At 61.0% G+C, this 13,656-nt stretch carries 8 protein-coding genes; 1 reads left to right on the forward strand and 7 read right to left on the reverse strand.

Annotated features, from left to right (window positions below):
- Window positions 1–265: 265 nt before the first annotated feature.
- Window positions 266–1,159, reverse strand: coding sequence for a LysR family transcriptional regulator (locus tag M5B97_RS25625; protein ID WP_134660455.1), 894 nt, complete (start codon window positions 1,157–1,159; stop codon window positions 266–268).
- Between the two features lie 124 nt (window positions 1,160–1,283).
- Between M5B97_RS25625 and M5B97_RS25630 the strand changes: the two genes are divergently transcribed.
- Window positions 1,284–2,558, forward strand: coding sequence for an MFS transporter (locus M5B97_RS25630; RefSeq protein WP_134660454.1), 1,275 nt, complete (start codon window positions 1,284–1,286; stop codon window positions 2,556–2,558).
- Between the two features lie 156 nt (window positions 2,559–2,714).
- Here the strand turns inward: M5B97_RS25630 and hemE are convergent, their stop codons facing one another.
- The 6 genes from hemE to aroK form a co-directional block, all read right to left on the reverse strand.
- Window positions 2,715–3,782: a uroporphyrinogen decarboxylase gene (hemE, locus tag M5B97_RS25635; protein WP_123716205.1), complete on the reverse strand. Its 1,068-nt coding sequence runs from the start codon at window positions 3,780–3,782 to the stop codon at window positions 2,715–2,717.
- Between the two features lie 202 nt (window positions 3,783–3,984).
- On the reverse strand, window positions 3,985–5,403 hold the full coding sequence (locus tag M5B97_RS25640) for an FAD-dependent oxidoreductase (RefSeq protein WP_248733048.1): 1,419 nt from the start codon (window positions 5,401–5,403) through the stop codon (window positions 3,985–3,987).
- A gap of 124 nt (window positions 5,404–5,527) precedes the next feature.
- Window positions 5,528–9,973 carry a glutamate synthase large subunit gene (gene gltB, locus M5B97_RS25645; RefSeq protein WP_248733049.1) on the reverse strand — a complete coding sequence of 1,482 codons (4,446 nt, stop codon included), beginning with the start codon at window positions 9,971–9,973 and terminating at the stop codon, window positions 5,528–5,530.
- A gap of 355 nt (window positions 9,974–10,328) precedes the next feature.
- Window positions 10,329–11,897, reverse strand: coding sequence for an AAA family ATPase (locus M5B97_RS25650; protein WP_248733050.1), 1,569 nt, complete (start codon window positions 11,895–11,897; stop codon window positions 10,329–10,331).
- Window positions 11,898–11,907: 10 nt separating this feature from the next.
- Window positions 11,908–13,008: a 3-dehydroquinate synthase gene (gene aroB, locus M5B97_RS25655; protein WP_248733051.1), complete on the reverse strand. Its 1,101-nt coding sequence runs from the start codon at window positions 13,006–13,008 to the stop codon at window positions 11,908–11,910.
- Between the two features lie 125 nt (window positions 13,009–13,133).
- Entirely contained in the window at window positions 13,134–13,652 is a 519-nt protein-coding gene (gene aroK / locus M5B97_RS25660) for a shikimate kinase AroK (RefSeq protein WP_003187914.1), read from the reverse strand.
- Window positions 13,653–13,656: the final 4 nt, after the last annotated feature.

Raw genomic sequence — 13,656 nt, forward strand, 5'->3', positions numbered from 1 at the left:
CCTTTCGACGCCCTTTTCACAAACAGGTTGGCTTGTCATCGCCGCTTCCTGCCTGGCTCTGCGATGGCTGGTTGTCCAGGATCCACAGAGTCTCACAAGCCCCTTTCGGGAACTTGTGCAGTATGCCTGAAAGCCGCTTTACGGCAACTCGTGGCAGAGTGCCGTTCATCCCTCAGAGCAGAAGTGCCATCCATACCACTCGCTAGAAAAAAAGCGATTCTGCGTAATAACTAAGCCCCTTGCGTTACTTGATATGTGAACGCGCCTACACCGCCCCCTTACGCGTCAACAATTCCACAAACGCTTTCGCCATCGGCGTCTGCACGCCCTTGCGTTGCACCAGCCACACGGCCGTCACCGCTTCCTGGTCCAGCAGCGTGCGATACACCACGCCATCGATGCGTATCCGCTGATATGACGCTGGCAGCACCGACACGCCGAGTCCCGCCGCGACCAGGCCGATGATGGTCATCGCCTCCCCTGCCTCCTGGGCAAAGTGCGGGCTGAAACCGGCATCGCGGGCCAGGTTGAGCAACTGGGCATAGAGACCGCTGCCGTAGCTACGTGGGAAAAACACAAACGGCTCCTGTGCCAATTGCGCCAGGTGCAAACCACGCTCACTGCCTTCGACCAACGGGTGGCCGGCATTCAGCACGGCCACCAGCGGCTCGCGCATCAGCTCAATGACACCCAGCGAATCCGGCAACGGCAGCGGACGCATCAGGCCAACCTGGATCGACTCATCCACCAGCGACTCAGCGACTTCGGTGCTGCTCATTTCCTGCAGACTCAGGTGCACTGCCGGGAATGCCTGGCGAAACGCAAAGATCGCCTGGGGAATGCTGGCGTTGAACGGCGCCGATGAAGTAAAGCCGATCTTCAGTTCACCCAGCTCTCCTGATTGCGCGCGCCGGGCCACGTCGGCCGCTTTGTCGACCTGGGCCAGCACCAGCCGTGCCTCTTGCAGAAACAACCGCCCGGCCTCGCTCAGCTCAACCCGACGATTGGTCCGTTCAAACAGGCGCGCCCCCAGCTCCTGTTCCAGCGCCTGGATCTGCTGGCTCAGCGGCGGCTGCGAGATGCCCAGCGCCTGTGCGGCGCGGCCGAAATGCAGTTCTTCAGCGACGGCAATGAAGTACCGCAAATGACGCAATTCCATGCACACCTCATTAGGTCGTTAAAGCTATCAAACAGGTCGAACAATATATTGGAAAGAATCATTAGGCAGCTATATTCTTTTTTGCATTGCCTGTCCTGGCAGGCTTTCCCTCCTCGAGGTCCCCGTGAAATCTGCTGTCGCGCCATTCGCTCAAGAACGCCCACCCACCGCCCTGGATGAGGTGGTCGCCCAGCTCAACGACGAGTACATCGAAAAAGGCACACCGATGTTTATGCGCACGGTGCTGGCGCTGTTCTCCGGTGGTTTCGCCACCTTTGCCCTGCTGTATTGCGTGCAGCCGATGATGCCGGCGCTGTCCCATGAGTTTTCCATCAATGCGGCGCAAAGCAGCCTGATCCTGTCGATAGCCACGGCAATGCTCGCATTCGGTTTGCTGATCACCGGGCCGATCTCCGATAGGCTGGGACGCAAACCGGTGATGGTATCCGCACTGTTCTGCGCGGCGCTGGCAACCATCGCCAGCGGCTTGATGCCGACGTGGGAAGGCATCCTTTTGATGCGTGCGCTGGTGGGTCTGTCATTGAGCGGCCTGGCAGCGGTGGCGATGACCTACCTGAGCGAAGAAATCCACCCGCAACACATCGGCCTGGCCATGGGCCTTTACATCGGCGGCAACGCGATCGGCGGCATGAGCGGGCGCTTGATCATCGGCGTGCTGATCGACTTCGTCAGTTGGCATACCGCGATGCTGATCATTGGCGCCCTGGCGCTGATTGCGGCTGCGGTGTTCTGGAGAATCCTTCCCGAGTCGCGCAACTTCCGCGCCACCAGCCTCAAGCCTCGTAGCCTGCTGGACGGTTTTGTCATGCACTTCAAGGACGCGGGCTTGCCGTGGTTGTTCCTCGAAGCCTTCCTGCTGATGGGCGCCTTCGTGACGATGTTCAACTACATCGGCTACCGCTTGCTCGACGATCCGTATGACCTGAGCCAGGCGGTGGTCGGCCTGCTGTCGCTGGTGTACCTCTCGGGCATCTACAGCTCGGCCAAGATCGGCTCCCTGGCCGACCGCCTCGGCCGCCGCCGCGTGTTATGGGGCACCATCGTATTGATGCTCGCTGGCATCGCCCTCACCCTCTTCACCCCACTGTGGATCGTGGTGCCCGGCATGCTGATCTTTACCTTCGGCTTCTTCGGCGCCCACTCGGTGGCCAGCAGCTGGATCGGCCGGCGCGCGGTCAAGGCGAAGGGGCAGGCATCGTCGCTGTATCTGTTCTGCTACTACGCGGGGTCGAGTATCGCCGGTACCGCGGGGGGATTCTTCTGGCACTTTGCCGGGTGGAACGGGATCGGGGCGTTTATCGTGGCGCTGCTGATCGGGGCTTTGCTGGTGGCGTTGAAGCTGGCGAAGTTGCCGCCGCTGGGGAATGTGAAGGTCTGACCCGATACGGCGAAATGTGGGAGGGGCTTGCTGTGGCGAGGGAGTTTGCTCACGCTCGACTGCGCAGCAGTCGCCGACTACTCGGGGGCGCTTCGCACCCCAGCGCAAGCAAGCTTGCTCGCCACAGCAAGCCCGCCCCCACATTTGTTTGGCGTGTTACTCGTGGTACTGCGCCGACAACTCGTGCACCGCGCGCAGGAAGGCGCCGGCATGTTCAGGGTTCACTTCCGGCGTGATGCCGTGGCCCAGGTTGAACACGTGGCCGGTGCCCTTGCCGTAGCTGGCGAGGATGCGCCCGACTTCGGCGCGGATCGCTTCCGGCTTGGCATAAAGCACGGTCGGGTCCATGTTGCCTTGCAGCGCGACGCGGTTGCCCACACGCTGACGGGCTTCGCCCAGGTCGCAGGTCCAGTCCAGGCCCAATGCATCGGCACCGGCGTCGGCAATGCTCTCCAGCCACAGGCCGCCATTCTTGGTGAACAGGATGACCGGCACTTTACGGCCTTCGTGTTCGCGGATCAGGCCGCTGACGATCTTGCGCATGTAGGCCAGGGAGAACTCCTGGTACGCCGCCGCCGACAGGTTGCCGCCCCAGGTGTCGAAGATCTGCACCGCTTGCGCACCGGCCATGATCTGGCCGTTGAGGTAGGAGGTAACCGACTGCGCCAGCTTGTCCAGCAGCAGGTGCATGGCTTGCGGGTTGTCGTAGAGCATCGCCTTGGTCTTGCGGAAGTCTTTCGACGAGCCGCCCTCAACCATGTAGGTAGCCAGGGTCCACGGGCTGCCGGAGAAGCCGATCAGCGGCACGCGGCCATTGAGCTCGCGGCGGATGGTGCTGACGGCATCCATCACATAACCGAGGTCTTTGTGTGGATCAGGAATCGGCAGGGCCTCGATATCGGCCAGGGTGCTGACGACTTTCTTGAAGCGCGGGCCTTCGCCGGTTTCAAAATACAGGCCCTGGCCCATGGCGTCGGGGATCGTGAGGATATCGGAGAAGAGGATGGCCGCATCCAGTTGTGGATAACGGTCCAACGGCTGCATCGTGACTTCGCAGGCGAACGCGGGATTCATGCACAGGCTCATGAAGTCGCCGGCGTTGGCGCGACTGGCGCGGTATTCCGGCAGGTAGCGACCGGCTTGACGCATCATCCACACGGGCGTGACGTCTACAGGCTGCTTGAGCAGGGCACGAAGGAAACGGTCGTTCTTGAGGGCAGTCATGTCGGCATCCGCAAAAAAAGTACGGGCATTTTCTCAGAGCGCGACGCAAAAGGCACGGAATGCGCCGTGCCTTTTTTTCTATCGGGTCAATTGGTGGGATAAAAGCAGCGGCAAGCTTCAAGCAATTAGCTGCAAGCGAGAAGCCACGATGCTTGCAGCTTGCGGCTTGAAGCTTGAAGCTTGAAGCTTGCCGCTGACATCGCTAGACGCCCAAGTAATCCAGGATGCCTTCGGCGGCGTTGCGGCCTTCGAAGATCGCTGTCACTACCAGGTCAGACCCACGCACCATGTCGCCACCGGCGAAGATTTTCGGATTGCTGGTCTGGTGCTTGTACTGGCCTTGTTCCGGGGCCACGACGCGGCCCTGGCTGTCGGTCTGGATCTGGAACTGCTCGAACCACGGTGCCGGGCTTGGACGAAAACCGAAGGCGATGACCACGGCGTCGGCCGGGATGATCTCTTCGGAGCCCGGGATCGGCTCAGGACTGCGACGGCCACGGGCGTCCGGTTCGCCGAGACGGGTCTCGACCACTTTTACGCCTTCGACGCGGTCTTCACCGACGATGGCGATCGGCTGGCGGTTGTAGAGAAACTTCACGCCTTCTTCCTTGGCGTTCTTCACCTCTTTGCGCGAGCCGGGCATGTTGGCTTCGTCACGACGATAGGCACAGGTCACCGACTTGGCGCCCTGGCGGATCGAGGTACGGTTGCAGTCCATCGCGGTGTCACCGCCGCCCAGCACCACGACCTTCTTGCCCTTCATGTCGACGAAATCTTCCGGCGACTTTTCAAAGCCCAGGTTGCGGTTGACGTTGGCGATCAGGAAATCCAGAGCGTCGTAGACGCCTGGCAGGTCCTCACCGGCAAAGCCGCCCTTCATGTAGGTGTAGGTGCCCATGCCCATGAACACGGCATCGTATTCTTCGAGCAGTTGCTCCATGGTCACGTCTTTACCGATCTCGGTGTTCAGCCGGAACTCGATGCCCATGCCGGTGAACACTTCACGGCGGTTGCTCAGTACGGTTTTTTCCAGCTTGAACTCGGGGATGCCGAAGGTCAGCAGGCCGCCGATCTCAGGGTTCTTGTCGAATACCACCGGAGTCACGCCGCCGCGCACCAGCACGTCGGCGCAGCCCAGGCCTGCCGGGCCGGCACCGATAATGGCGACGCGCTTGCCGGTCGGCTTGACCTTGGACATGTCCGGGCGCCAGCCCATGGCGAACGCGGTGTCGGTGATGTACTTCTCCACCGAGCCGATGGTCACTGCGCCGAAGCCATCGTTAAGGGTGCAGGCACCCTCGCACAGACGGTCCTGCGGGCACACCCGGCCACACACTTCCGGCAGGGTGTTGGTCTGGTGGGACAGCTCGGCGGCGGCGAGGATGTTGCCCTCGGCCACCAACTTGAGCCAGTTGGGAATGAAGTTGTGCACCGGGCACTTCCATTCGCAATACGGGTTACCGCAACCCAGGCAACGGTGGGCCTGGTCGGCCGAGTGCTGGGGTTTGAAGGGTTCGTAGATTTCCACGAACTCTTTCTTGCGTTGACGCAACAGTTTCTTCTTCGGATCTTTACGCCCGACATCGAGGAATTGGAAGTCGTTGCTGAGACGTTCGGCCATCTTTAAAACCTCGTACACGACAGCTGTAAGCTACAAGCTTCAAGCTGCAAGAAATCAATTGAACCGGCACACCGCGCACTGCTCTTAGCTTGCGGCTTGAAGCTTGCTACTTGCCGCTGCGTCGTCATTGCGGACTCGCAAGTGTGGTGGATAGCAGAGATTTCAAACTCGCAGCCTTGGGCTTGACCAGCCAGAAGCGACGCAGGTAGTCGTCGAGGTTCTCGGCGAGGTTACGACCCCATTCGCTGCCGGTTTCCTCAACGTACTCGTCCAGCACGTGCTGCAAGTGGTTCCGGTAGGACTCCATGGCTTCACCGCTGATCCGCTGGATCTCGACCAACTCGTGGTTGACCTTGTCGACGAAGGTATTGTCCTGGTCGAGCACGTAGGCGAAACCGCCGGTCATGCCCGAACCGAAGTTGTAACCGGTCTTGCCCAGTACTGCGACAAAGCCCCCGGTCATGTACTCGCAGCAGTGATCGCCGGTGCCTTCCACCACGGTGTGGGCACCGGAGTTACGCACGGCGAAACGCTCACCGGCAGTGCCGGCGGCGAACAGCTTGCCACCGGTGGCGCCGTACAAGCAGGTGTTGCCGATGATGGCACTGTCCTGGGTCTTGTAGACGCTGCCTTGAGGCGGAACGATGACCAACTTGCCACCGGTCATGCCCTTGCCCACGTAGTCGTTGGCGTCACCTTCCAGGTACATGTGCAGGCCGCCGGCGTTCCACACGCCGAAGCTCTGGCCGGCAGTGCCCTTGAAGCGGTAGGTGATCGGCGCTTTCGCCATACCCTGGTTGCCGTGCTTACGTGCGATCTCGCCGGAGACGCGTGCGCCGATGGAACGGTCGCAGTTGCAGATATCCAGAGCGAACTCGCCACCGCTGGCATCATTGATCGACGAAGCGGCCATCTCGACCATTTTTTCGGCCAGCAGGCCCTTGTCGAACGGCGGGTTGCGGTCGACGCCGCAGAACTGCGGTTTGTCAGCCGGGATGTGATCGCTGCCCAACAGCGGCGTCAGGTCCAGGTGGTGCTGCTTGGCGGTCTGGCCTTCGAGGATTTCCAGCAGGTCGGTACGCCCGATCAGCTCCTCCAGCGAACGCACGCCCAGCTTGGCCAGCCACTCACGGGTCTCTTCGGCAACGTAGGTGAAGAAATTCACCACCATGTCGACGGTGCCGATGTAGTGATCCTTGCGCAGCTTCTCGTTCTGCGTCGCCACGCCGGTGGCGCAGTTGTTCAGGTGGCAGATGCGCAGGTATTTGCAGCCCAGGGCAATCATTGGCGCGGTACCGAAGCCGAAGCTTTCGGCGCCGAGGATTGCGGCCTTGATCACGTCGAGGCCGGTTTTCAGGCCGCCGTCGGTTTGTACGCGCACCTTGCCACGCAGATCGTTGCCGCGCAGGGTCTGGTGAGTTTCCGCCAGGCCCAGCTCCCAGGGTGCGCCGGCGTACTTGATGGAGGTCAACGGCGAAGCGCCGGTGCCACCGTCATAGCCGGAGATGGTGATCAGGTCGGCATAGGCCTTGGCCACACCGGCGGCGATGGTGCCTACGCCAGCTTCCGCCACCAGTTTCACCGAGACCAGGGCCTGCGGGTTGACCTGCTTGAGGTCGAAAATCAGCTGCGACAAGTCTTCGATCGAGTAGATGTCATGGTGCGGTGGCGGCGAGATCAGGGTCACGCCCGGCACCGCGTAGCGCAGCTTGGCGATCAGACCGTTGACCTTGCCACCCGGCAGTTGGCCGCCCTCACCAGGCTTCGCGCCCTGGGCAACCTTGATCTGCAGCACTTCGGCGTTGACCAGGTATTCCGGGGTCACACCGAAACGGCCGGTCGCCACCTGCTTGATTTTCGAGCTCTTGATAGTGCCGTAGCGCGCCGGGTCTTCGCCGCCTTCGCCGGAGTTGGAACGCGCACCCAGGCGGTTCATGGCTTCGGCAAGGGCTTCGTGGGCCTCGGGCGACAACGCACCCAGGGAGATACCGGCGGAGTCGAAGCGCTTGAGGATCGACTCCAGCGGCTCGACTTCGCTGATGTCCATCGCGGTGTCCAGGGTCTTCACCTTGAACAGGTCACGGATCATCGATACCGGACGGTTGTCGACCAGCGAGGTGTATTCCTTGAACTTGGCGTAGTCGCCCTGCTGCACGGCGGCTTGCAGGGTGTTGACCACGTCCGGGTTGTAGGCGTGGTATTCGCCACCGTGCACGAACTTGAGCAGGCCACCTTGCTGGATCGGCTTGCGCGCACTCCAGGCTTCAGCGGCCAGGGCTTTCTGTTCGGCTTCGATGTCGACGAAACGCGCGCCCTTGATGCGGCTTGGCACGCCACGGAAGCTCAGTTCGCAGACTTCTTCGGACAGGCCGATGGCTTCGAACAATTGAGCGCCGCGGTACGAGGTGACGGTGGAGATGCCCATCTTCGACAGGATCTTCAGCAGGCCCTTGGTGATGCCCTTCCTGTAGTTCTTGAACACCTCATAGAGGTCGCCCAGCACTTCACCGGTGCGGATCAGGTCGCCCAGGACTTCATAGGCCAGGAACGGATAAACCGCGGAGGCGCCGAAACCGATCAGCACTGCGAAGTGATGCGGGTCGCGGGCGGTGGCGGTTTCCACGAGGATGTTGGAGTCGCAGCGCAGGCCTTTTTCAGTCAGACGGTGGTGCACCGCACCGGTGGCCAGCGAAGCGTGGATCGGCAGCTTGCCCGGGGCAATGTGGCGGTCGGTCAGTACGATCTGGGTACGACCGGCGCGCACGGCCTCTTCAGCCTGGTCGGCGACGTTGCGTACAGCCGCTTCAAGGCCGAGGGTTTCGTCGTAGTTCAGGTCAATGATCTGGCGGTCGAAGCCTGGACGGTCCAGGGTCATCAAGGAGCGCCACTTGGCCGGGGACACGACTGGCGAACTGAGGATAACGCGGGATGCGTGCTCCGGCGACTCCTGGAAGATATTGCGCTCGGCACCGAGGCACACTTCCAGCGACATCACGATGGCTTCGCGCAGCGGGTCGATCGGTGGGTTGGTCACCTGGGCGAACTGCTGGCGGAAATAGTCATACGGCGTGCGTACACGCTGGGACAGCACGGCCATCGGCGTGTCATCGCCCATGGAGCCCACGGCCTCGTAGCCTTGCTCACCCAACGGGCGCAGCACTTGGTCGCGCTCTTCGAACGTGACCTGGTACATCTTCATGTACTGCTTGAGCTGGTCGACGTCATAGAAAGCCGAACCGTGGTCGTTGTCTTCCATGGTCGCCTGGATACGCAGGGCGTTCTTGCGCAGCCATTGTTTGTAGGGGTGACGAGACTTCAAGCGGTTGTCGATGGCGTCGGTGTCGAGGACCTGTCCGGTTTCGGTGTCCACGGCCAGGATCTGGCCAGGGCCTACGCGACCTTTGGCGATAACGTCTTCAGGCTTGTAGTCCCATACGCCGATTTCCGACGCCAGGGTGATGAAACCGTTGGTGGTGGTGACCCAACGCGCCGGGCGCAGGCCGTTGCGGTCGAGCAGGCACACCGCATAGCGACCGTCGGTCATTACCACACCGGCCGGGCCGTCCCACGGCTCCATGTGCATCGAGTTGTACTCGTAGAATGCACGCAGATCCGGGTCCATGGTCTCGACGTTCTGCCACGCTGGCGGAATGATCATGCGCACGCCACGGAACAGGTCGATGCCGCCGGTGACCATCAGCTCGAGCATGTTGTCCATGCTGGAAGAGTCGGAACCCACGCGGTTGACCAGCGGGCCGAGCTCTTCCAGGTCCATCAAATCGTTGGCGAACTTGGTGCGGCGCGCCACAGCCCAGTTGCGGTTGCCGGTGATGGTGTTGATCTCGCCGTTGTGGGCGAGGAAGCGGAATGGCTGAGCCAGCGGCCATTTCGGCAGGGTGTTGGTAGAGAAGCGCTGGTGGAACACGCAGATTGCGGTTTGCAGGCGCTCATCGCTCAGGTCCGGATAGAAGGCGGTCAAGTCCGCCGGCATCATCAGGCCTTTATAAATGATGGTCTTGTGGGAAAAGCTGCAGATGTAGTGATCGGTGTCGGCGGCGTTGGCTACCGATGAGCGACGACGCGAAGTAAACAGCTTGATCGCCATGTCCTGATCGCTCAGGCCATCGCCTGCGATGAACACTTGTTCGATCTGTGGCAGGCGCTCCATGGCCAGGCGGCCGAGTACGCTGGTGTCGATCGGCACTTTGCGCCAGCCGACGAGTTGCAGGCCCGCAGCGAGTATCTCGCGGTTCATGTTCTCGCGAGCGGCTTCGGCTTTGACCGGGTCCTGGTTGAAGAACACCATGCCCACGGCATATTGCTTGGGCAGGTCGACTGCAAATTGCTCTTTGGCGACAGCACGCAGGAACTGGTCGGGCTTTTGAATAAGCAGGCCGCAACCGTCACCGGTTTTACCGTCGGCGTTGATCCCACCGCGGTGGGTCATGCAGGTCAGGGCCTCGATGGCCGTTTGCAGAAGGGTATGACTGGGCTCGCCCTGCATATGGGCTATCAAACCGAAACCGCAGTTATCCTTGAATTCATCGGGTTGGTACAGACCTGCTTTCATAGACACTTTCTCACCAGGCTGCCTCTTATATCGAGGCAAATTTCTTTTCAATTCAACCGGTTACCTACCACGCCGAACGTACGCCGGCTTAACGGGGGCAAAAGGGAGGTCATTGTACACACCGACACGAACGCTCACAAATTTAACGACGAAATGTCGCAAATTCATGTCGCATTTATGAAAGGTTTAAAGCGATATGCTGTGCTAGTCAAAACTTTTTTAATTCTGACCGCATCGACTCAAAAGCTACTGTGACGCAGACACCACAAAGCGCGCGGTTCCTGGAGGAACTGCACGCACTTGCGGTTATTTTTTGAGGTGCCGGGAGGGCAGCCTGGGTAAGGCCGCCGGATCTTCAGCGAGTTGCTGCCAGTTCCTGTTGGACGCTGGCAACAGTGCGAGGCCAAGGTTTACCAGCCTGAACCTTCGCTGGCAAGGCTTTGATAGCAGAATCGGCTGCGGCACGGCTTGGGAAGCTGCCGTAGGTAATCACGTAGAGAGGCTTGCCGTTGAGCACTTTCTTGAAATAACGGTACTCGCCGCCCTGCTCTTTCACGAACGCCTGGGCGTTGGCTTCGGAACTGGTGCCCAGGATCTGAACCACGAAGTGGCCAGCAGGCTGGCTGGTGTACCAACTGCTGCCGGCGGCGGCTGGGGCTGCCTTGGCAACGGTGGCGGCAGGTTTTTCAGCCGGTTTGGCCGCTGGCGCAGGCTTGGCCACGGGTGCCGGTGCTACAGGCTTGGCTACAGGTGCTGGCTTGGCGGTGGCAACGGTCGGAGCCGGGGTAGGCTTGGCGGTCGGGGTCGGTGCAGGGCCGGCAGGTACGCCCGCAGGTGGCGCGGTAGTGGTCACGGTCGGAGGCGTGGAACTGGAACCTTCCACCGGCACCCCGTCATCACCTTCGGAGATACCACCGGCAGCCTCGGCCAACGGGCCGCGCATCACCGGTTGGCCGACCATCGGCAGGTTGGTCGGTTGACCGGAGTTGGCGAATTCGACGTTGGGTGTGGGCTTGCCCAAGGGCAGTTGCGCCTGTTCGGCTGGCGCGCCGGCAGTGGCGGGTGCCTTGCTACGGCCTGGAATCAACCAGGCGGCGGCTACAGCGACCACCACAACGGCGGAAATAGCCAATACGTGCTTCTTAGGCATAGTGAACCCCATCTTTGGACGCTTAACCGCAGAGCGGCTGGCAATCATGGCTTCGATCATGGCATCCCGGGCGACCTGGTTGATGGTGCCAGGCCAGCCGTCGGAGCTTTCGTGAATATCAGAGATCTGAGAAGCGGAGAAAAGTTCGATACCGGCCCCGGCGCCTTCGAGGCGTTGAGCCAGGTATTCGCGGGTTTCCTCTTCTTCGTATGGCTGCAATTCGATGACGTGGAACAGCTCCTGATCGCCACTGATCTGCTCCAGATCAGCGATCAACGACGACTCACCGAACAGGAACACATGGGGACGACCTTCGGGAGTCCCCGCAGCCAGCGCCAGCAGCGCTTCCAGGGCGGATTCGTCGAGCTGCTCGGCGTCATCGACCAACAGGTAGACTTCCTGGCCGGTCAGGCCCAGTTGCACCACTTGCTTGAGGATCGCGTTCGGTTCGGCGGTAGACACGTCCAGCGCCTGGGCTACCTGGCGCAACACGCCAGCCGCATCGCCGGCACCACGGGCCGACACCACCACGCTCTGCACCGTCTGCTTGTTGGTACTGGCCACCAGCGCCTGGCGCAGCAAGGTCTTGCCGCTGCCCAGCGGGCCAGTCACCACCAGCAACAGCTGGCTGTAGCGCGCCAGGTGATGCAACTGACCGAGCACCGGCTTGCGCTGCGCCGGGAAGAATTTGAAACCAGGCACCCGTGGAGCAAAAGGGTCGTGGCTTAGATGGTAATGGCCGAGAAACGCCTCGTCGGCATGCAAACTAGTCATCGGGATCTTATTAACCTTTCAGCTGGGCCAGGGCGCGGTAATCCGCTCCCAGCGTGGCCTGTAAAATCTCTTTCGGATAATCGTCGGTCACTACCGCTTCGCCCATGTGGCGCAGCAACACCAGTCGCAGTCGACCGTCGATCACTTTCTTGTCTATTGCCATATGTTCGAGGAAATCCGACTCGATCATCTCCTCAGGCGGGATGACCGGCAAACCCGCACGTTGGAACAGGCGGATGCCACGATCACGCTCCTGGGCACTGATCCAGCCCAGGCGTTGCGACATTTCCAATGCCATCACTGTGCCAGCCGCTACGGCTTCCCCATGCAACCACACACCATAGCCCATGTGTGTCTCGATCGCATGGCCGAAGGTGTGACCCAGGTTCAAGGTGGCCCGTACACCGGACTCCCGTTCGTCGGCATTTACCACCAGCGCCTTGGCGGCGCAGGAGCGGGATATCGCTTCGGTCAATGCCACCGGGTCAAGACTGCGCAAGGCATCGACATGTTCTTCCAGCCAGGTCAGGAACGGCTCGTCGCAGATCAGCCCGTATTTGATGACTTCCGCCAGCCCGGCCGACAATTCCCGCGGCGGCAGGGTGTTCAGTGTCGCGGTGTCGATCAGCACGACATTCGGTTGGTAGAACGCGCCGACCATGTTCTTGCCCAGCGGATGATTGATGCCGGTCTTGCCGCCCACCGACGAATCAACCTGGGACAACAGGGTGGTCGGCACCTGGATAAAGTCCACGCCCCGCTGGTAGCAGGCGGCGGCAAAGCCGGCCATGTCACCGATGACACCGCCGCCCAGGGCGATAACAGTGGTGCGGCGATCATGGCGTGCAGTGAGCAGGCCATCAAAGATCAGTTGCAGGGTTTCCCAGTTCTTGTGGGCTTCGCCGTCGGGCAAAATCACGGAGATCACCGAGTAAGCCGCCAGGCTGCGGCTCAGACGCTCAAGATACAGCGGCGCGACTGTTTCATTGGAGATGATCGCCACTTGTCGCCCGGCAATATGCGGTGCGAGCAATTCGGGCTGGTCTAACAGACCTTCGCCAATATGGATCGGGTAGCTGCGCTCGCCTAGATCGACCTTAAGTGTCTGCATGTGTCCCCGCGTTAAAGATGTATTGACGACCGCTAACGTCGAGATCTGACGTCGTCTAATGGCTCTACGCCACACCCTGGAAGGTAATGACGCGCCGCCGAGAATAGCGCATTTCGGGCCTGGCTTTAACGGGGTGGCAGCCGTTGCAGGCGTTCAAGAATGTCGAGTACCACCATCCGAGGTGGCCGCTCATCGGTTTCCACCACCAGATCAGCGATTTCCCGATACAGCGGATCGCGCAGCGCAAGCAAATCCCGCAAAGTCTTTGCCGGGTCGGCTGTGCGCAGTAACGGGCGATTCCGGTCGCGGGCAGTCCGGCCTACTTGCTGTTCCACTGAGGCGTGCAGGTAGACCACCCGACCGCCGGCATGCAGCGCCCGACGGTTTTCATCGCGCATCACTGCGCCGCCGCCGGTGGCCAATACCACGCCGTCGCAGCCGCACAGCTCGGCAATCATCGCCTGCTCGCGGTCGCGAAAGCCCAGTTCGCCTTCCTTATCGAAGATCCATGGGATATTGGCGCCCGTGCGCAATTCAATTTCCTTGTCGGAATCTTTGAACGGCAGGCGCAGCTCTTTGGCCAGCAAACGGCCGATGGTGCTTTTTCCAGCCCCCATCGGTCCTACAAGAATCAAATTTCGCACAGAA

The organism is Pseudomonas sp. MWU13-2517 (assembly GCF_023242545.1).
Classification (GTDB): domain Bacteria; phylum Pseudomonadota; class Gammaproteobacteria; order Pseudomonadales; family Pseudomonadaceae; genus Aquipseudomonas.

Bases quoted from the DNA above. Each gene is read 5' to 3' on its own strand.
- M5B97_RS25625 (WP_134660455.1), bottom strand. From the start codon at position 1,159: ATGGAATTGCGTCATTTGCGGTACTTCATTGCCGTCGCTGAAGAACTG.
- hemE (WP_123716205.1), bottom strand. From the start codon at position 3,782: ATGACTGCCCTCAAGAACGACCGTTTCCTTCGTGCCCTGCTCAAGCAG.
- M5B97_RS25640 (WP_248733048.1), bottom strand. From the start codon at position 5,403: ATGGCCGAACGTCTCAGCAACGACTTCCAATTCCTCGATGTCGGGCGT.
- gltB (WP_248733049.1), bottom strand. From the start codon at position 9,973: ATGAAAGCAGGTCTGTACCAACCCGATGAATTCAAGGATAACTGCGGT.
- M5B97_RS25650 (WP_248733050.1), bottom strand. From the start codon at position 11,897: ATGACTAGTTTGCATGCCGACGAGGCGTTTCTCGGCCATTACCATCTA.
- aroB (WP_248733051.1), bottom strand. From the start codon at position 13,008: ATGCAGACACTTAAGGTCGATCTAGGCGAGCGCAGCTACCCGATCCAT.